The 19,648-nt window shown below is 38.8% G+C and carries 14 protein-coding genes; 5 read left to right on the top strand and 9 right to left on the bottom strand.

Annotation, left to right across the window (positions count from 1 at the left end; translation table 11 throughout):
- The first annotated feature begins 39 nt into the window (after positions 1 to 39).
- Positions 40 to 3,891, top strand: a complete 3,852-nt coding sequence (locus tag F0919_RS09850; protein ID WP_150032573.1) for a T9SS type A sorting domain-containing protein — start codon at positions 40 to 42, stop codon at positions 3,889 to 3,891.
- Between the two features lie 91 nt (positions 3,892 to 3,982).
- Here F0919_RS09850 and F0919_RS09845 read toward each other — a convergent pair whose 3' ends face one another.
- The 6 genes from F0919_RS09845 to F0919_RS09820 all read right to left on the bottom strand — a co-directional run bounded on the left by F0919_RS09845 (position 3,983) and on the right by F0919_RS09820 (position 8,344).
- Complete coding sequence (locus F0919_RS09845) at positions 3,983 to 4,666, bottom strand: toxin-antitoxin system YwqK family antitoxin (protein ID WP_150032572.1); 684 nt, start codon at positions 4,664 to 4,666, stop codon at positions 3,983 to 3,985.
- A 72-nt stretch (positions 4,667 to 4,738) separates the two neighbouring features.
- Complete coding sequence (locus tag F0919_RS09840; protein ID WP_190277337.1) at positions 4,739 to 5,083, bottom strand: HesB/IscA family protein; 345 nt, start codon at positions 5,081 to 5,083, stop codon at positions 4,739 to 4,741.
- A 13-nt stretch (positions 5,084 to 5,096) separates the two neighbouring features.
- Positions 5,097 to 5,603, bottom strand: a complete 507-nt coding sequence (locus tag F0919_RS09835; protein WP_150032570.1) for a hypothetical protein — start codon at positions 5,601 to 5,603, stop codon at positions 5,097 to 5,099.
- Positions 5,604 to 5,648: 45 nt separating this feature from the next.
- Positions 5,649 to 6,305, bottom strand: coding sequence for a phosphatidylserine decarboxylase family protein (locus tag F0919_RS09830; RefSeq protein WP_150032569.1), 657 nt, complete (start codon positions 6,303 to 6,305; stop codon positions 5,649 to 5,651).
- A 210-nt stretch (positions 6,306 to 6,515) separates the two neighbouring features.
- Positions 6,516 to 7,346 carry a phosphatidate cytidylyltransferase gene (locus tag F0919_RS09825; RefSeq protein ID WP_150032568.1) on the bottom strand — a complete coding sequence of 277 codons (831 nt, stop codon included), beginning with the start codon at positions 7,344 to 7,346 and terminating at the stop codon, positions 6,516 to 6,518.
- 53 nt (positions 7,347 to 7,399) lie between these two features.
- Positions 7,400 to 8,344 carry a CPBP family intramembrane glutamic endopeptidase gene (locus F0919_RS09820; RefSeq protein WP_150032567.1) on the bottom strand — a complete coding sequence of 315 codons (945 nt, stop codon included), beginning with the start codon at positions 8,342 to 8,344 and terminating at the stop codon, positions 7,400 to 7,402.
- 216 nt (positions 8,345 to 8,560) lie between these two features.
- On the opposite strand from F0919_RS09820, the gene F0919_RS09815 reads away from it, so the two are divergent.
- The 4 genes from F0919_RS09815 to F0919_RS09800 all read left to right on the top strand — a co-directional run bounded on the left by F0919_RS09815 (position 8,561) and on the right by F0919_RS09800 (position 15,008).
- Complete coding sequence (locus F0919_RS09815; protein WP_150032566.1) at positions 8,561 to 10,786, top strand: hypothetical protein; 2,226 nt, start codon at positions 8,561 to 8,563, stop codon at positions 10,784 to 10,786.
- 182 nt (positions 10,787 to 10,968) lie between these two features.
- Positions 10,969 to 11,460, top strand: coding sequence for a DUF1003 domain-containing protein (locus F0919_RS09810; RefSeq protein ID WP_235903487.1), 492 nt, complete (start codon positions 10,969 to 10,971; stop codon positions 11,458 to 11,460).
- Between the two features lie 586 nt (positions 11,461 to 12,046).
- The gene (locus tag F0919_RS09805; RefSeq protein WP_150032565.1) at positions 12,047 to 14,224 is read left to right on the top strand and encodes a hypothetical protein; all 2,178 of its coding nucleotides are present in this window, start codon (positions 12,047 to 12,049) and stop codon (positions 14,222 to 14,224) included.
- Between the two features lie 37 nt (positions 14,225 to 14,261).
- Complete coding sequence (locus tag F0919_RS09800; protein ID WP_150032564.1) at positions 14,262 to 15,008, top strand: PPK2 family polyphosphate kinase; 747 nt, start codon at positions 14,262 to 14,264, stop codon at positions 15,006 to 15,008.
- Positions 15,009 to 15,153: 145 nt separating this feature from the next.
- Here the strand turns inward: F0919_RS09800 and F0919_RS09795 are convergent, their stop codons facing one another.
- The 3 genes from F0919_RS09795 to F0919_RS09785 form a co-directional block, all read right to left on the bottom strand.
- Positions 15,154 to 15,828: an endonuclease/exonuclease/phosphatase family protein gene (locus F0919_RS09795; RefSeq protein WP_216629410.1), complete on the bottom strand. Its 675-nt coding sequence runs from the start codon at positions 15,826 to 15,828 to the stop codon at positions 15,154 to 15,156.
- Positions 15,829 to 16,009: 181 nt separating this feature from the next.
- A complete protein-coding gene (locus tag F0919_RS09790) occupies positions 16,010 to 17,479 on the bottom strand; it encodes a dicarboxylate/amino acid:cation symporter (protein WP_150032563.1) in 1,470 nt (489 codons plus the stop codon).
- Between the two features lie 1,526 nt (positions 17,480 to 19,005).
- On the bottom strand, positions 19,006 to 19,605 hold the full coding sequence (locus F0919_RS09785) for a rhomboid family intramembrane serine protease (protein ID WP_150032562.1): 600 nt from the start codon (positions 19,603 to 19,605) through the stop codon (positions 19,006 to 19,008).
- Positions 19,606 to 19,648 lie beyond the last annotated feature (43 nt).

Below are 19,648 nucleotides of genomic sequence, written 5' to 3'. Positions count from 1 at the left end.
TAATAACCATTTTTTTAACCACTACCAAAGACCAATTTTATGAAAAAAATCTACTTTGCCGCCCTGGCAATGCTTTCAGGTTGTGTGATGTCCACTGCTGTACGAGGGCAATCTGCTGTAAATTACGCATTCACGAAAACCACGAATGGTTCGCTAACAGACATGAGTTCGGGAACCACTCAATTGGTAGCCGCAGGTGTTGATGATGGTGCATCCTCTGTAACCAATATCGGTTTCGATTTTTGGTTTATGGGTACGAGATACACGCAATTTTCCGTTAACTCAAATGGCTACTTAAGACTGGGAGGTACCGTAGTAGGTACTGCTCAATACGTTTTAGGCACTGCAAGCCAGTCATTGATAGCAGCCTGGGGCTCAGATTGTGTTACAGGTACTACGGGTAAGATTCACTATAAACTTTTAGGTACTGCTCCTAACAGAACACTGGTGATAGAATACCTGAATATGTCTGTAATATATGATGCAGCAGGTGCGGCTCCTTATTCTACTTATCAGATAAAACTATCTGAAGCGACCGGAAATATCGATTATACTTACGGAACAATCATCAGGAATTCAAGCACAGGCTACCTGAGTGGCATGGAACCGCAATACATCGGTTTTTCTACTTCTGCCACATCATTTGAAACCATAACATCCAGCACATTAGCAGTTGCCACTTCCGGAACAGCTACCAGCAATCAATATACTTTGGGATCTACGGTAGCCGACCTTTCTTCCACAACTGATGGTTCAAGGACTGTATATAGTTTTGCTTCAACGGTACCGGCTCCGACTGCTGCGAATTTTACAGCAATAACACAAGCTTCGGGAACCTTAAACTGGACTGACAATTCAACTGATGAAACAGGATTTGCTATATATCGCTCTTTAGACGGAATTACTTACACTTATATAACTACTAACGCCGCAAATACGACCACTTATAATGCTACGGGATTCTTGCCAAGCTCAACTTCTTATTGGAAAGTCTGCACCATAAGGGAAAGCAATTCAAGCTTTGCGAGTGCTACACTTACGACTCTTCCTCCCGGCAACATAACTTCAAACGGTACCGGCGGCGGATTATGGAGCGCCACCTCTACATGGACAAATGGCGTAGTTCCAACATCGGGTGATAATGTTACAATTCAGAATGGCGACAATATCACTGTTGACATAAACGCAAATGCAAATAATCTTACGATTGGCGGAGCTACTCCGAGCTCAGTTGTATTTGAAGCTACTACAGCAAGAACATTAACACTTACAGGTAATTTGACCATCAATGCAGGTTCAAGTGTTACTACAAGTACTACAGGCACACAAACAGGACATGTGCTTTCCGTAGGTGGAAACCTGACTAATAACGGCGTTCTGGATCTCAGTACCAATTCCAATACGGCCGGTGCAAACCTTACTTTTACGGGGACGAGCAGCAATACTTTCAGCGGCACAGGCACAACTACAAATATCATGTCGATGACGATGAATAAAGGAACTGCAGCAACAAATATTCTGGATTTGACTATACCTACTTTTACTGTAAAAGGAGTTAATACAGATGTTTCCGGCTTCCTTACAATTACCAATGGTACTTTGAAAATATCGGGTTCATTCAACATGACCAACCGCGTGTTTACATCAGCAGCTTATACCATTCCGGCAACAGGCGGAATCTGGCTTAACAATCCAAACTTTACAATACCAGGACAAGCCGGAAATGTTACTATGAACGGTACATTGAGGTTGTCTGCAGGTACTTACAATATAGGTACTGCGTCGGGCAATTCAGCCGCTTTGGGAGCTAATAGTATCACCACCATAGAAGGTGGCACATTGAATGTAGCAGGCAGATACGGTACCACCGCTGCAGGAACCATTATAAGTTACAGCCAAACTGCAGGTAATGTTACGGTAAACCAACTGGGATACAGCTCTACTACACTTGCCTGTTTTGATTTAGGAACGAGCACTTCTTCCACTATATTGATTTCAGGAGGTAACATCACGGTACAACTGGCAAATAGTGCTGCAACAACACCAAGAGATTTCCGTAATCAGGCCGGCACAGGCGTTTTAGGCGTAACCGGCGGGACTTTATTTTTAGGAAATGAGAATTCCGGTACAGCAAAAACATTTACTGTAGCCGGTGTATTACCCAATGTTGAGATCAGCAATACTTCAGCAGCGCATTCGGCAATTTTTAATGCCAGTCCTGTAAGTTACAATAACCTTTCACTCAATGTAAAGATCAATGCTGGAAACACTTTTGATTTTGGCAATAACGTTTATTTGTTCAATGGCAATAGCATCATAAACAATGGTACAATGGTGCATAATGGTGCAAGTTCAAGGTTCATTACATTTAAAGCGGCTACCAATATCAGCTATTCAGGTTCCGGTTCGGTAACAGCGCCTATGACAAGCCTTGAATTACAGAATGACCTGAATTTCACTATTGATCCTGCTTTCGGTAATATTACGGCTACCAGAATTATCATTTTCTCCGGAAGTTTTGTAAATGCCAATCACCTGACATTGGGCAACGGCGGAAGCACAACGGCCACACTTCAAATTGGTAATACGACTACAGCTACGACCGGCGGTACATTCGACGTAGCTCCAAACTTCAATATCGGAACAGGAGGTCAAAACATTTCTTATCTGAGAACAACCAATCCCATTACTATCGGACCGGAAGTCAACACTGCACGTGTCTTAAATAACCTTACTATTGATGGCAATACTAATCCTACAACTTTGAGCGGTGGTAACTTAAATGTAACAGGTACATTGACACTTACAACAAACTACCTGAATTTAAATGGATCCACGCTAACAGTAGGCACTTCTCCAACTGCACTGGGCACGTTAACAGCCAACGGGGGCAGAACTGCAAATGGTCTTTTAAAAAGATGGATCGGCGCTTCATTATCTACAACCGCATTTCCTATAGGTACCTCGGCTAATAACAAGTCTGCTACTATTAATTTCACGGCATCTCCTGCAGCAGGCGGAACACTTACCGCACAATGGATCAATTCAAGCCCCGGTACTACAGGTTTGCCATTGTCATCCAATCCAAGTATCACCAAAGTTTCTCATGATGGTTACTGGAGAGTGGAAGCCGGCGACGGTTTAACGGATGGTATTTATACAGCTACGTTTGTTGATAGCGGTGCAACAGATGTTACCGACTATACAGGACTCGTATTGTTGAAAAGAGCTAATTCATCTTCAAATTGGGATGCACCGGGCACTACTATTGCCCCTACAGGCTCTAACGCAAATCCTATAATTGCAAGTTCAGGCCTGACAGGGTTTTCCGAATTTGGAATCGGTGGCAGCAATACCGCGTTGCCATTAAGGATTTCAAATATCAGTGGTATCAATGCTGGTTCAAGAAACCGTATCGATTGGAAAACATTTGAAGAAAACGTGACTGCTCAATTCAATATTGAAAGAAGTAAAGATGGTAAAAGCTTTGAACAAATGGGCACAGTGAAGGCAACCGGAAAGGCAGGTGCTTATAATTTCTGGGATGATGCACCATTTACAGGTAATAATTTTTACCGCCTTGTTTCAATTGATAAAAATGACGGTAGATACATAAGTAACACAATTAAGTTGCAGGTATCTACCGGTGAAACATTCAAAATACAATGTTATCCTAATCCTGCAAAAGATAAGGTGGAATTGAATATCATCGGCACGATCGGTAACAATGCCCATGTTCAGTTGGTGGACATAAGTGGTAAAGTTATCAAAACATGGAATGAGATAAGCAATGCATCTACATTAGATATCTCTGAAATAAGCCAGGGCTTTTATATGATTCAATACAATGATGACAGTCATACCGAAAGCATCAAGATTAGCAAGAATTAAGCAATAAATGCTGATGAAAATACAAAGGGCAAATCGTTTGATTTGCCCTTTGTTCAATAAAACATCTTTTCTTTTTTGATTACTCTGCCTCTTATTTAATCAGACTCTTATTTTTTCCAGAAGGCGGTTTGTAATAGTTCTTCTTATCTGAAAGGAAACGGCTGTTTCTTTCTACTGCTTTCAGGCTATCGGTGGCGGAAATGAAATGGTATTCTTTGCTGAAAATCAAATTATCGACCTGATATTCTTCCTCCCTTGTCATCTGACCGGTGACAGGATTATAATAACGCCAGATTCCATGTTTGGTATATCCGATATCTGTCCTGACTGTTACCAGCGTATCGTTGTAGGTATCGGGGTCAGTCACCACAATTGTTTCGTATTCTTTGCTCTGATCAAGTCCGCGATAATTACCGATACACACCAGTCTGCCTTTTTCATAATATTGCGAAGTACCGTTCAATACGCCTTTGGTATAATTTTCGGTTGAAACCAATCGCTGTTCCGCATCCAGCGTTGTCCAGACACCTTCTTTTTTGTCATTGATATACTGGCCGTATTCATAGGTCAGCGGCTCCCCCATCCCTGCTTCGTGCTTATAAAACCAAAGGCCTTGTTTCCGGTTCTGATTGTCGGTTTTATTAAGGTTATCCTTTTTGCTTTCTTCCTGCTTAGAAGTTTCCGGTTTGCTTACTGTCTTTTTGTTTTGCCCAAAAGCAACAAAGCAACCCGAAAGAGTTGCTGTGCATACGATATATTGAATTACCTTCTTCATTAAGTATCCATTATCACGAATTTGGCATCAAGTACCAAATTCCAATTATTAAATTTCCAAATACAGCACTAATTATACCGCAAACGAGGTGCCGCAACCGCAGGAACTGCTTGCATTCGGATTATTAAAAATAAAACCCCTTGCATTCAATCCGCTGGCATAATCGATTTCCATTCCCAAAAGATACATACCGTGTGCTTTCTTCATGATAACCGGAATGCCCTGCACTTCGCTTTCTACATCATCATCTTCCTTTTTGTCAAAACCAAGCACATAGCTCAATCCAGAACAACCGCCACCTTTCACGCCCACGCGCAACATCATGCCTTCCATATCAGGCTGCGCCTGTAGTTGTCTTATTTCTTTCAAAGCACCTTCGGTAAATGTAACGGGCGCTGCTGTTATTATATCTGTCATTTTAATTCAAATTTTAAGAATCCGAAGGTTTTCTGCCTACGGCCTTTTTTTCTTCTTCACCACCTTCTTCTTTAGGCGCTTCTTTTTCACTTTGCTCGATGATAAATTGGGGGAAAGCCATTGTCTGGTTTTGCTGCGCAATTTGTCTTTGATGTTCCTGTATAAAAGCGCTGTAGCTTCCAAACTGGCTCATTAACTGATAACCTTCAGACGTCAAATCAAGTTTTCCGGTGTTTCCAAAGCCAATTACGGCATGTACCAAACCCGAATTCATCATGATGTCCCAGATGCGATCGGTATCTTTTTCTACCAGATTTATCTTATTGGGTTTTAAAATATCGTCCTGCAAAGATCTGATAACTTTGTCACCATCGTTATACAATGATGCTAATGCCTTATCAATAATTAATATATCTTGTTGTTTCCTGTCCAACATAGCCGGTAAGGGCACTCTGTTTTTAAATCTTTCCAATGCTTTTTTTCTTCTCGGCTGATCTCCCTTTATCTTTTTCAGAGGCATAACAGTTTCGTTTTTAATGAATTTTGTAAAACCTAATCGAATCTACTACATTTTAGCCAAAACAGTAATACCGCCTTTTACCGCTTCACCAATCTTAACATCTATCTGTGTTCCAACCGGGAAAAATACGTCCACCCTGGAACCGAAACGAATAAATCCGAATTCGTCATTTTGCTTAATCGCATCGCCGTCTTTCACATAATACTTAATACGGCGGGCCATTGCTCCTGCAATCTGACGCATCAGTAAAGTTACATTATTATTGCTTACCACTACTGTTGTGCGTTCGTTCTCCGTAGAAGATTTCGGATGCCATGCTACCAGATATTTTCCGGGATGGTATTTTACATAATCAACCTTTCCGTTGATAGGGCTGCGGTTTACGTGCACATTTAATGGTGACATGAAGATTGAAACCTGCAATCTTTTGTCTTTAAAAAACTCAGGCTCCATCACCTCTTCAATTACCACAACTTTACCATCGGCAGGCGCTACAATCAAATTGTCTCCTTTTGTAAAATTACGCTTCGGAATACGGAAGAACCATAGAACCCAAAACCACAGCAAGAAGAATACTATCTGGAACAGCCAATATAAAACCGGAATAATTTCTAAAAGAAAATGGGCATTCAACCACGCCAGACCGGCAAAAAGAATGGTTGCTATTGTTACGTGTATATAACCTTCGCGATGTAAGTACATAATTATGGGTATGTTAGACTTTAGATGTTAGATATTAGATACCGGATTTTAAATGTCAGCTATTAGAAAAAGAGTTGAATCGGATACTTGCGTTTAAAGATTCTACTTTAAAGCCTGTCCATAAACCAAAGATATAGAGTATGGAAATCTAATATCTATTGTCTAAAAGCTGATATCTTTTTTCAAAAGGGTGCAAAGATAAGCACAATTTTAGTTCATGAACAAAGCAGCATAGCAAAAAGCAAATGGCAAGGTAACCAACAAAGAATCAAATCTGTCCAAAGCGCCGCCATGCCCCGGCATCATGTTACCGGAATCTTTTACGCCGGCCAGTCTTTTCATTTTAGATTCCAGTAAATCACCTGCGGTTCCGGCTGTGGCAGCCAGTAATGCCAGCACCATCCAGTCAATCATCTGATAATTTTGCTTGACAGAATCAGGCGCAAAATAACCCCATACTGCGGCGCCTGCAATGGTCAGGATAGCGCCACCGGCTGTTCCTTCCCATGTTTTCTTTGGAGATATCGGAGAAAAAGGCGTTTTACCGATAAAGGAACCTACGATATAAGCCATGGTATCATTCATCCAGATCATTAAAATCAAAGCCAGGGGAATAACAAAGTAAATGCCCCTTAGTGTTACCAGAAAAGCCATTGGCATTGAAATATAAAACAATGCCACGATTGCAGAAAAACCTGCAATTAATCCTGTTTTCTTATGTAAAATGGTCAATAACATCAATAATACCGGAAAAATTACAGTGATAATTGCAATCTGAGGTGTCGCCGTCAACATCATCATGGGGATGGAAACAGTAACGCCTGCACCAAAAATCTGCGTAAGCCACATTAGCCATTCCGGGAAATAAGCATCCGGAAATATCAATGACATCAACTTAAAAAACTCCCGGATACACAAAAAGCCAATCAGCAATGCCAGCATAAAAATTGCACTCGGGTTTTCAAGCAAAAGCCCCAGCATCATCACAATGGCAAAAACTATAGCAGAGCCCAAACGGGTAAAAAAGACAGGCCAATTCATTATTCAGATTTGAGATGTTAGACTTTAGATGTTTAGATATTACACTTTAGATATCAGATGTTATTCATATCCCATTGCCCTTCTTTGCCTTCAGGTATATGAACGCTCCAGTTGCGGGGTAATATGGTCCTGCTTTTAAAAAGAAAAAATAATGTTGTTGCAACCAACGAGGTGGCTATAATAAATAAAATAATGACTGTCTGATTGTTTTCAAGACTTTTATCCAGTGCCGGGTTCGAGTAAATACTCGCCAGTGCCTGTACACCATTGACAACCAGGTGCAACAAAACACTCAACCAGATGCTTGATGTAAGATAATATACAATTCCTAAAATGACGCCTGAAATAAAAATGGGTACAAATTCAGAAATGGAGGTATGAAAGACAGCAAAAGCCAATGCAGAAACGCCGATTGAAAACCACCATTTGGGTACAAAGCTGTGGGCAAATTTCATCAACAAACCTCTGAAGAAAAATTCTTCACAAAACGCCGGAACAACTGCTATCAGCATGATATTTCTGATAGTTGCCAATGTATTGCCGCTTGACAAATAGGTATTTATAAATTTTTCTCTTTGCTCGTCCAGTTCCTTGGATGCTGTTCCCAGGTTAAGATCTTTTAACCAGGAGCCTAATGGCGCTACAAAAAATATAAGAAAAATACCTAAAAACACGGCCAATACAATCTGAATCGGTTTCTCCGGTTTCTTCAATCCCAGATATGCCCCGGGTTGGGGATCTGCCAGATAAGCATATAATAAGGCGGGAAGTAAAAAGGTAGTAATCTGGAAAATAGCCTGCGAAATAAAAATAACATTGGGATGGTTGTACATGTCGCCTTGCATAAACGAATCCAGATGCTCGGAAGAGATACCCGCTGCAATGCTTATGTAACGCATCATTGCGAATGCTCCAAGCAAAAACAACAAACTCCAAAAGGCAAGCATTATAACTAATTGTACAGGTGCAGGCTGAATCCGAAGATATTTTTTGAACATACTATTTATATAAGCGTTTTAGTTCTCCTGTTTTGGGTTTGCAAAAGTAAGGCATTTGATGCCCCCAAAGAAACAATATGAAAGAAGCGTCTATATTTAATTTTATGCCTAAATAATTGCTAAAAGGTTTTGTATCACAGGCGCAAAGCTTAATTTTAACCGCATTTGCAAAAACGGTGCTGAATGCCTGGCTTTTTTAATTAATTAACTGAATCTATGAGGAATAAAATTGCTTTTCTTTTATTGACTGTTGCCACAGGAACATTGTTGTTTTCGACTGATGTTGCTGCTCAATCCAAAAAGAAAAGAAAGAAAGTGGTACAAGTGGAACATCTGGAGCCCTGGCAAATCGATACTTTGATTAATCCAATTCCGATAAACAGGCAGATGTTTACGGAAAATGTTGAAAAACAGATTAAAAAAGCCGATTTGATGGATGGAGAAGTGGATGGCACCATAGATATAGAAGACACTATGGCCGCCCGTTTGTTTACCAAAGGCATGCTTTCCGATGCCAGACATGTACTGGTTCATATTGAAAACCTGCCCAATACGCCGCATCAAACCAAAATTTATTACCACCGTGCTTTGGAAGTGCTTCTGCGCGCATTGAATAACAAATCGCATACAGCTGAAAACGGCGTTTATGTAGTAAGGATGATAGCCAATTTTGAGGAATTGATGTTGGCGCGCGAATTCAATACCGTTCATGATTTTATGCAGCAAAATGCCAATATCTATACTTTAGACAACAGCGCATTGCTGGACGATTACCCAGCTGAAAAAGCCTATGTCTTTAAAGTTGTGGGCGAAGCGAAACCGGAAATGATGATTAAGCGCCTACCGGAATTTGCAAGAGAATCTTATGCCGACCCGATTATAGCCGCTGCGGCAAAAATCATGCCGGGAACTATCTTGACTTATGCCACTTCTACGAGCTACCTGAGCGCAGCCGTAAGAAGAAATCAGGATCCATTGGTACAAACCATTGTGCGAGTTGGTACCGAATCGCGTCAGCCGTTAAAGGCTTTGCCGTTCCTGCAACAGATCTATAAAAAGAAGCGCACAATTAAAGAAGTGGATGCTATTACTTCCGATCCCAAACTTTATTATAAAGCATTGGTTGGCCTGAAGATAGAAAATGATAACGTTACCGAAAAATCGGTAGATCAGGAATTGAATTTGCGCGGTCTGGAACTGGTGCGTGAAGTCAACAGCCTCCACGACTCCCCCGCCCCTGTCCGTTTCAAATCAATAATGGATTACAACGCTCCTGAATTATACTTCATGATGATTGGCAGCCAGGACGAAATTTACACCAGTAGCTTTACCTGGATGTTTGACCGGATGCTGGAACAAATGAAGCCCATGACCGGCGATCAGTTACTGGATACCGTACACAGAAGCCATTTCCGTACTTTCATCAGAATGGCTGCTGGTTACAATAAACTTTCTCCTTTTTTGATGACTATGAATGAGGACAAGAAAAACGAATTGATGAAAGGTTTTGTGGCAAATCTGGAAATGGGCAGTAACGATGATCTGGAAGATGCGGTAGATGTGGCCGATGCATTCGGCAGCATTACAGACACTTCATTAATGCTGTTTCTTAAAAAAGAAATCAAAAGCAACTATGAAAGGACCTATAATGCCAATAATGAACATAGCGAAAAGGGCATAATAGTATATGGTATATTAAGCACCATTTTTAACAGTGCGGATAATTCAGCCCAATTAAGCGGTAACTTAAGTGTTATTCCTCCTATTACGTTTGTGCCGTATAGTTCTTTGATTAATGATAAAAAAGAAGTGGTTGTTCAGGCGTTTTTTTATGGCGATGAAGACGGAAAAAGTTCTTTTGAAAGCTTTAAAACAAATTTCCCGGCTGCCAAATGGAAAAAAACGGAAAATAAAAGCTGGGTGACTTTTATATCTGTAGGAGCGGTAAACCCTATTACGGTTTATGCAAACTTACCTTTGGAAGAGCCGCAGGACGAAGAAGCTCAGAATGCTTTGTTTAAATATATGAGCGATAATAAAGTCGTTCCGACTTTTGTCATACACCGTGGGCACAGCTATCACCTGGGCGGCTCTCTGGAAAACCTTACGCCTGAAGTTAAAATTGTGATGCTGGGTTCATGCGGCGGCTACCACATGCTGGCACAAGTGCTGGACAAAGCACCCGATGCAAATATCATTTCATCCAAACAAGTAGGTTCCAAATCTGTAAATGAGCCTATTATCAAATCTATATTTGATCAATTACTTGTGGCTAAAGATGTGGATTGGATCAATACATGGACCGGTCTGGAAAAATATTTCAGCACAAGGCCTGCAGGAGAAAAGGATTTATTCAGCGATTATGTGCCGCCTAACAAGAATTTAGGAGCTATTTTTATTAAAGCGTACAGAAAAATGATGTTGAATAACGAAGCGGAATAATTTTAAAATAATGATTGCTCCGGTTTGTGTTTCCACAAACCGGAGTACAATAAAACTGAATTTGTATTTCCGGGCGTTGCTTAACAGCAACGCTTTTTTATTAAATCCAACGAATATGGAATACAATCTCTTATTGTAAACCCGAAACAGTAATTTTGCAGCCAATCTGCAAAATATAGGGTATGATGACAGCAAGAGAAGAAAGAAAAATAAAATTAGAACGTGTTGCAGATCTTGCAACGCGGTGGATAGGGTCTATTTCTTCCCTCATTTTCCATTCATTCTTCTTTATTATAGCATTTCTATTACCGGGAATGGGTATTGTCAGTTTCGAAAGAATGCTGCTGGTATTAACAACGGTTGTTTCGCTCGAAGCCATTTATCTGGCCATTTTCATTCAGATGTCTGTCAATAAGAATAGCGAGGACATTGAAATTATCCAGGAAAATGTAGAAGAAATTCAGGAAGATGTGGAAGAGATTCAGGAAGATATTGAAGAAATAGAGGAGAATATTGATGAAATTCAGAAAGATGTAGATGAAATTCAGGAAGATATTGAAAGCGATACCGAAGAAGAAGAATTGATTGAAAAACAGGAGACACAAACGCTTGCCAATATTCAAAACATTTTATTAAAGCTACAGGAAGAAATCGAAATATTGAAACGGAAATGATGAAGCGTTTTCTGAAACGATTTGAAAATTAATTAATTCTCTTGCCGCCAACGATCTAGCCCATTTTTAAAGATGCATTCAGATGCATCTTTTTTTATTTCGGACACTAATAAATCATTTTGCCTTTTTGGACTGATTTTAGCCAAAATACCTAAATAATTGATTATCAATATCCCGCAACCTGCGGGACGCCATCGGAGCTTCCCGATGAAGCACCGCAGGTTGAGGGACCCTGTCGGGCTTTCCCGGTGAGGCGCCGCAGGTTGAGGGATGCTGTCGGACTTTCCCGATGAGGCGCCGCAGGTTGAGGGACGCTGTCGGGGTTTCCCGATGAGGTGCCGGAGATTGCGGGACGTTATCGGACTTTCCCGATGAAGCGCCGCAGGTTGAGGGACGTTATCGGACTTTCCTGATGAAGTGCCGCAGGTTGAGGGACGCTGTCGGGCTCTACCGATGAGGCGCCGCAGGTTGCGTCTGTCTTTCTGATATAAAATAGACACTCAGTAATCCTTATTTTAAGAACTATTTCAGGTAAATGGCTGTTAATATAAAGTCGTGTTCTCATAATATTTAATTATCTTTAAATATGGACAAATTTCTACTATTGATTCTGTCGGCAATCCTCATTTCTGAAAATTCAAATGCACAAAAATCTAAAAATGACAGCATTAAAGTAATTCCTGTGTTTGAAACAGATACTTTGATGAATCCCGTTCCGGTCAACAGAGCTTTATTTGCAGATAAAGTAAAGGCACAAATCAGACAGAGCGATTTAAAAGACGGGGAAGTGGATAAGGTTATTGAACTGGAAGATACTGTCATTTCTCAAAAACTTACCGAAGCTTTGTTGTTCAAAGCTCCGGAAATATTGATTCATATAGAAAACATGCATATTCCTCATGCAACCAAAATTCAATATTACCGGATTCTGGAAACACGGATGCGTCAATGGAATAACCTACGCACTACGCGGGAAAATGCTGCTTATATTCAAAAATCAGCAGAAAATTTCGATAATATATTGAGGGGAATTGAAGAAAATAACCTTGCAGATTACATTTCAAAAAATAAAAATATCATTACCCTCGATAATACTGCACTGTTGACGAATTATCCTGATTTAAAAGGGTCGGTTTATGAAGCTGTCGGAATGGCCAGCCCTGAAATGATGATAAACAGGCTGCCTGAATTTGTAAATGAACCTTATGCTGATCCTGTTATTGCAGCAGCGGCAAAAGTGGTTCCGAATATTGTTTTGAATTATGCCTTGTCAACCGGCAATTTAGGAAAAGCCGTTAAAAGGAACCAGGATCCGCTTGTAAAAACTATTGCTGCTATTGCAGAAAAATCGGCTGCACCACAAAAAGCTTTGCCGTTCTTAGATGAAATTTATGAAGGACGCAAAACAATTGAAGAAGTCGATAAGCTTAGCCGTAATCAAAATAATTATTTTAAAGCACTGGTAGCATTAAAGTTACAAGGTACATCTAAAGTTGAAAAAACATTGGATAATGAAATTAATTTCAGAGGATTGCAATTCGTAAGGGTTGCAAATGAGCTGCACGAAAGCCCTGCAAATATCCGTTTCAAAGGCCTGATGGATTTCAATGCTGAAGAGCTTTATTTCATGATGATTGGCAGCCAGGATGAAATTTATACCAGCAGCTTCACCTGGATGTTTGACCGTATGATGGAAAAAATGAAACCGATGAGCGGCGATGCTTTCCTCGAAAAAGTGCATAAAAGCCGCTTCAGAACCTTTCTGAGAATGTCGGCAGGCTATAATGAAATTTCAAAATTCCTCAATTCGATGGACGAAAACCATCAGAATGAATTGATGAAAGAGTTTGTTTCGGGTCTGGAAAAAGGCCCTTTGAATGATTTGGAAGATGCAGTTGATGTGGCGGATGCCTTCGGAAGCCTGACCGACCCGGAACTGATTTCGTTTTTGAAGGATGAAATATTGCAGCAATACCATCAGAGAATTAATAAAAAAGGAACAGCGGTTTATGCATTGCTTTATACTATTTTTAATAGTGCCGGAAACGATTCTGCTATCAATAATGATTTTCAGAATATTTTGCCGCCCATCACTTATGTGCCGATTAGTGTTTTAAAAAATAAGGACGGAAAAATTGTGCAACAGGTCTTTTTTTATGGCGACAAGGACGGAATGGGTGCTTTTAACGGTTATCTCAGCCTTTTCAGAAACGGCAACTGGAAGATTGAAAGGAATAAATATTGGGCTACTGTTACAGCAACGGGGAAAGTGCCGATTGAGATTTATGTAAATGTGCCTTTGCCGGAAGAGGCGGACGAAAACGATGTTTATGCCCAAAAGCAATTGCAAACATATATAGATGATAATGCCCTGGAACCATCTATTGTTATCCACCGCGGACATAGCTATTACCTGCCTACTACGCTGGAACATCTGAGCCCTGCTGCTAAAATCGTGATTTTGGGTTCCTGCGGTGGTTATCATAATCTGGCTAAAGTGCTGGATGCTTCGCCTGATGCCAATATTATTTCATCCAAACAAGTAGGCGCATATCGGGTTAATACACCTATTATCAGCGCAGTAAACAAAATGTTGCTGGCCGGTGAGGATGTAAACTGGATTGAGATGTGGCATGATCTTTCGAGGTATTTTGCCGCACAAGGGGCTGTAACAAATGATCTTTTTAGCGATTATGTACCGCCGAACAAGAATCTGGGAGCTATTTTTATTAAGGCTTACAGGAAACAGATAGACTCAGAATAAGGAGTACCTATTGAAAAATTTCAACAAAACAAGATAAATGTCAGAACAGATCAAATTATCTAAAATAAGTACACGAGCTCCAAAAGGTATTGACAAAGATGAAACAAAAGGCAAAACACTGGCCATTCTTCAGGAGCTGGATGAGCTCCAGAACCTGATGTTTGCAGAGAGAAAACATGCCTTATTGGTTGTCATTCAGGGCATGGATGCATCCGGAAAAGATGGGTTGATTAAAGATGTTTTCGGTTCGTTGAATCCGCAAGGTGTTAAAGTCCAATCTTTTAAGACACCAACGGAAGAGGAGGCAGCGCACGATTTCCTTTGGCGCATTCATAAAAATACGCCCGAAAAAGGCATGATTCAATTGTTCAACCGTTCACATTATGAAGATGTGTTGATAACGAGAGTGCATGGCTGGTGCGACGATAAAACAGCAAAAAGGCGCATAGATGCTATCAATAATTTTGAGCAATTACTGGAAGAGAATGCCACGCATGTTATTAAACTTTACCTGCATGTAAGTCATGAAGAGCAAAGAAAAAGACTGGAGGAACGCCTTGAAATTCCCCGCAAAATGTGGAAATATAATCAGTCAGACCTGGCTGAAAGCGAACTTTGGGAAGCGTATATGAAATACTATGAAACAGTTTTCAAAAAATGCGATTCGGTGCCCTGGCATATTATTCCGGCTGACCAGAATTGGTACAAATCTTATCTGGTTGCTACAATCATCAGGGATACTTTGAGAGCTTTTAAAATGGAATATCCGGAGCTGAAGGAGTGAATAGGCAAATGGCGAATCAATGTTTATTAAGTTAGGCTTTTATTTAAACCTTATAGGTTTTTAAAACCTATAAGGTTTAAAGAGATAAATAAAAGTAAATGAGAAATAACCAATTGACTATTCGCCATTTACCTATTCACAATAATTATTCCAACTCCACAAAAACAGGTAAATGGTCTGACACTTTTCTTACCATATCCCATTGAATTGCAGTATAAAATGAAATAATACCGGAAGTTAATTTCTTGAATTTATTTTCCGGATAAAATATATTATCATAAGCCGAGGCCAGACAGTCTCCATTTTTACAATTCTGCTTTAAAGTAGTCTTCTGCCCTGTGAATGCAGGCACAAAACCGAGCTTTTTTAAGGGATTGAAAACCGTATGCGATTCCGGACAATTAAAGTCCCCCATAAAAATGAGGTTGTTTCCGGAGTACAATTGAGGTATTGATTTCAGGTATTTCAGTTCTGTTTCAGGTTGCTTTTTCTTCGGAATGGCATGAATAGTTACCAAAGTAAATACAAGATTTCCTTTCTCGAAGGTACCCATAAACGGCTCCCTGCAAATTTCATTACGCAATTTTGAAGCCAGATAAACTTTTCCTTTGGGCTTTATTTCGCCGGTTTTCCATAAAAAAGCATAGCGTTCTCTTTCCTGCGGATTATCAGAAGTGGTGATTTCGCTGATGGAATAGGTCCATTTGTTACCTGTTCGATTGAGCGCATCTGCCAATTTTCCCACTGCCTGTGCACCTGAAGACCCGGAATTGACCTCTTGTATTGCAACAATATCGAAGGTTTTCAATGATTGAGCCATTAAATCGATTATTCAATCTTTCTTGTTTGTTCCGAAATTCTGCAAATTCCAGGATGCAATGCGCACTTTCCCGATGGATGTCAAACAACAGAAAAGGCAGACAACAAATAGTAAAATCTTAATAGAACTTATAGATAAAGTAAAATTCACAATTAATTGGTATTCTTTAATTTAATAAAAATTAATCCACAATAAATTTTTGGTGCAATTTGGTGTCATCCAATTCATTTTCCCAACGGGCAACCACACAGCTTGCAAGGCAGTTTCCCATTACATTTACGGAAGTCCGCGCCATATCCATCAATTCATCAATACCAAAAATCGCCATAATAGGCCATAAAGGAAGATTAAATGTAGCTGCAGCGCCAATTAAAATAACCAAAGAAGCCCTTGGCACACCTGCCACGCCTTTGCTGGTGAGCATTAAAGTCAGCCCCATTGCGATTTGTTGACCGATACTCATATGAATACCTGCAGCTTGTGCGACAAAGATAGATGCCAAAGATAAATAAAGTGTAGTGCCATCAAGATTAAAGGTATATCCGGTTGGCATTACAAATGAGACGATTTTACGCGGAACGCCAATCTTCTCCATATTTTCCATTGCCTTGGGAAGTGCACTCTCAGAACTGGTGGTTGCAAAAGCGATGGAAACGGGCTCTTTTATTGCCCTGATGAAATTTTTCACGGGTATTTTACAGATTGCCATCACTGAACCAAAGGCCAAAATGATGAACACAAGGAGCGCACAGTAAAGGGTCAAAAGCAGTTTTCCAAGGGCAAAAAGTATGTCCGTTCCGAGCTCAGCGGTGGCATGTGCGATGGCAGCTCCGACACCGAAAGGAGCAAAATACATGATAATATTTGTGAATTTGAACATGGTTTCCGAAAGGCTTTCGGCAAATAAAAGCATGGGCTTTTTCTTCTCTTCGGAAAGCATGGCAAGACCGATTCCGAATATAATACTAAAAACCACTATGGGTAATACTTGGCCTTCGGCGACAGATTTCGCTATGTTTTCAGGGAAGATATCGAGTATATGATCCTGCCAGGTTTTGCCCGGAGCATCAGGTAAACGATTGATAAGTCCTGCCGGTACGCTCACATTTGAACTATCCAAAATAGCGATCATCTTCTCCTGCATCTGTCTTTCAGAAGACTTTGGCAAAGCATGAATGAGTCTTTCCGGAATATGAATATTGCTTCCGGCTTGTGAAATATTAATAGCAAGCAACCCGATGAGCAATGCAAAAGTGGTTACAATTTCAAAATAGAGTAGGGATTTCCAACCCATCCTGCCAAGTTGTTTCAGATTGGAATGTCCGGCTATTCCTACTACCAACGTTCCGAACAGAATGGGTCCTATTACTGTTTTAATTAATTTTAAAAATACCTTACTTAACACCTGAAGGTTAAGTGCAATATCCGGAAAGTGTAATCCGACTTGTACACCTACTACCATGGCGACTAAAATCCATGTTGTCAAAGATTTTCTGAAAACAGCATAGCCTACGACACAAAAAGTAAAAGCAAACCACAAAGCATTAATTACTGACATTTCGACATTAACCCATTTTTCAAGAAAGAGGAAAGTAAATACCGCAGCCAACGAAAAAGTTATTAAAGATAATATACTAAATATTTTTTTCATTCTAAAATATTATAATGTAAAATTTGAATTTTCCATCCGATGCCTAAATATATAAATTTTTATCGGCAAAAGGGAGAAAAACAGTAAATTTCATTTATACATAAGTATAAAAATTAATTTGAAATTAGAATTTGAAATAACATCAGGCTTAATGTATATTTTTATAACAATAACCTATATAAAATTTTGTTTTTTAGCATTTTAGTATCAAATTAATTAAACAAAAATTATTCTCTGCCAGTATGGCATTAGGTAAAATAAAAAATAAACTTAAAATTTTGGTTTTCAATATTTTAAATTATATTTTCAAACTAAAATATAAATTTGAATTTAAAAAATCAGATGCAAAAAAACCTTTGAAAAAATGAATTAAATTATCTATTTTTATCTATGATTGTTTAAGTCAATTTTTTGAAGCCGCAGATTTCTGTATTTATGCTAAAATGGTTTATAAAAATTATTAAAAAATAAAATAGAACATTAAATGATTTTATTAAATTTAAAAAATAGAATTTTATATCCCTACCCTATTTAATTGAAATCTGAGAAATGAAATAAATAGTGCCAAATAGACACAATAAATTTATATTTACTTAAACTTTAATTTTAAACAAATTTATATTTTTTCATGTTTTTTATTTAGCTAATAATATTAATAGTTTGAAAAGTAAATATTTGATAAAATCAAAATATTTTAGACGTCTAAAAATCCACACAACTATTTAAAAGAAGAAGCCTTATTTAAATATTAAAAATTTAAATAATATAATTAAATTTAATTTAACTAACAAATAAAATAAAAACATTAGATATTAACACATGCGAAATAGAAATAAATATTAAATAAAAATCATTCGTTCAGTTCAATTACATATAAACAAATCACATAAATAGATTTACGAACGTAAAGGTCACCTTCCGAAATAGTTTGAATATTCAGATTTGAATTCAATTCTTATATAATTTAATTTTGAATTTTTATTTTTCACAAATTAGCTTCAGATAAATATTTCAATAAGAACTAAAATATCTTAAACTAAAAAATAAATAATAAAAAAGAAGATTCAACACGAAGCATTCATTTATATATCTAATTTGTTTTAAAGCAAAAAACGGATGATTAAATGCCATTTTATCAAATGCTTCCGCAATTGACTAAATCACACAAAATCTTAAAATAAAAACAGGCAATTAAGCGTTGGATGTTTCTTTCTAAAACAAGTACTGAAATACAAAAACAGGTTTAAAAACGGCAGGCATAGCAAAAGATTCGGACCGCTGAAAGTTTGCTAAAATGAGACATAATATCTTTATTTTCTTTTATGCAATTCTCAGGAGATTCATTTGACATTCACCTACTCTTTCAGGCTTCATTTTGATTAAACTTAATAAGCCTGCTTTCGCTGATTAGAACCTCGTTAAGGCATCACAAGGATAAAAGCATCTTCTTGATATTCCGGACACAAAAAAGCCCAATCTTTAGAAGAAGATTGGGCTAAGTTATTTTCAGCTAAAATCCGGTATTGTTAACCGAACCTTGGGTGTTGCAACATATTTATGAAATACATTCCGTGGCTCGGATCAATAACCAGCATAAATAAGAGGCCGAAAATGGACCCCCAAAGATGCGCGTCATGATTTACGAAGCCGGCATCTTTTTTAGCCAGATAAGCGGTATATCCAAGGTATATTACAGCAAACAAGATACTTGGCATGGGAATTGAGAAAAAGATATAAATCGTATTCCAGGGATCTAAATAAATGCTTGCAAAAATAATAGCGGCTACCCCACCCGATGCACCAAGGGAGCGATAAGCCGGATTATGGCGCTTTTTGAAATAGCTCGGAATGCAGGAAACGATTATTCCGATTAAATAAAGTATAATAAAATACTGGTAACCAATATACTTCTCTAATATTTCACCGAAAAAATAGAATGAAATCATATTAAAGGCCAGATGCATGGTATCGGCATGAACAAATCCGGCTGTAAGAAAGCGATAATACTCAACCGGACTATTCATTTTGGCCGGCCAAAGCAACAGTTTATCCATTAAGCTATGATTTTGAAAAGCAGCAAATGAGATTGCAGCAGTAATGATGATTATGATGAGTGTAACGGACATGCCTTTGAAGTTGGAAGATTTGAAGTCGGAAATTTAGAACTTT

This window comes from Taibaiella lutea (assembly GCF_008629695.1).
In the GTDB taxonomy this organism is placed as follows: domain Bacteria; phylum Bacteroidota; class Bacteroidia; order Chitinophagales; family Chitinophagaceae; genus Taibaiella; species Taibaiella lutea.
The sequence above is the reverse complement of the archived record's forward strand: the minus strand, read 5'-3'. Positions and strand labels throughout refer to the sequence as shown.

Excerpts from the sequence above, each read along its gene's own strand:
- F0919_RS09850 (WP_150032573.1), top strand. The coding sequence starts at position 40 with ATGAAAAAAATCTACTTTGCCGCCCTGGCAATGCTTTCAGGTTGTGTG.
- F0919_RS09845 (WP_150032572.1), bottom strand. The coding sequence starts at position 4,666 with ATGAAGAAGGTAATTCAATATATCGTATGCACAGCAACTCTTTCGGGT.
- F0919_RS09840 (WP_190277337.1), bottom strand. The coding sequence starts at position 5,083 with ATGACAGATATAATAACAGCAGCGCCCGTTACATTTACCGAAGGTGCT.
- F0919_RS09835 (WP_150032570.1), bottom strand. The coding sequence starts at position 5,603 with ATGCCTCTGAAAAAGATAAAGGGAGATCAGCCGAGAAGAAAAAAAGCA.
- F0919_RS09830 (WP_150032569.1), bottom strand. The coding sequence starts at position 6,305 with ATGTACTTACATCGCGAAGGTTATATACACGTAACAATAGCAACCATT.
- F0919_RS09825 (WP_150032568.1), bottom strand. The coding sequence starts at position 7,346 with ATGAATTGGCCTGTCTTTTTTACCCGTTTGGGCTCTGCTATAGTTTTT.
- F0919_RS09820 (WP_150032567.1), bottom strand. The coding sequence starts at position 8,344 with ATGTTCAAAAAATATCTTCGGATTCAGCCTGCACCTGTACAATTAGTT.
- F0919_RS09815 (WP_150032566.1), top strand. The coding sequence starts at position 8,561 with ATGAGGAATAAAATTGCTTTTCTTTTATTGACTGTTGCCACAGGAACA.
- F0919_RS09810 (WP_235903487.1), top strand. The coding sequence starts at position 10,969 with ATGATGACAGCAAGAGAAGAAAGAAAAATAAAATTAGAACGTGTTGCA.
- F0919_RS09805 (WP_150032565.1), top strand. The coding sequence starts at position 12,047 with ATGGACAAATTTCTACTATTGATTCTGTCGGCAATCCTCATTTCTGAA.
- F0919_RS09800 (WP_150032564.1), top strand. The coding sequence starts at position 14,262 with ATGTCAGAACAGATCAAATTATCTAAAATAAGTACACGAGCTCCAAAA.
- F0919_RS09795 (WP_216629410.1), bottom strand. The coding sequence starts at position 15,828 with ATGGCTCAATCATTGAAAACCTTCGATATTGTTGCAATACAAGAGGTC.
- F0919_RS09790 (WP_150032563.1), bottom strand. The coding sequence starts at position 17,479 with ATGAAAAAAATATTTAGTATATTATCTTTAATAACTTTTTCGTTGGCT.
- F0919_RS09785 (WP_150032562.1), bottom strand. The coding sequence starts at position 19,605 with ATGTCCGTTACACTCATCATAATCATCATTACTGCTGCAATCTCATTT.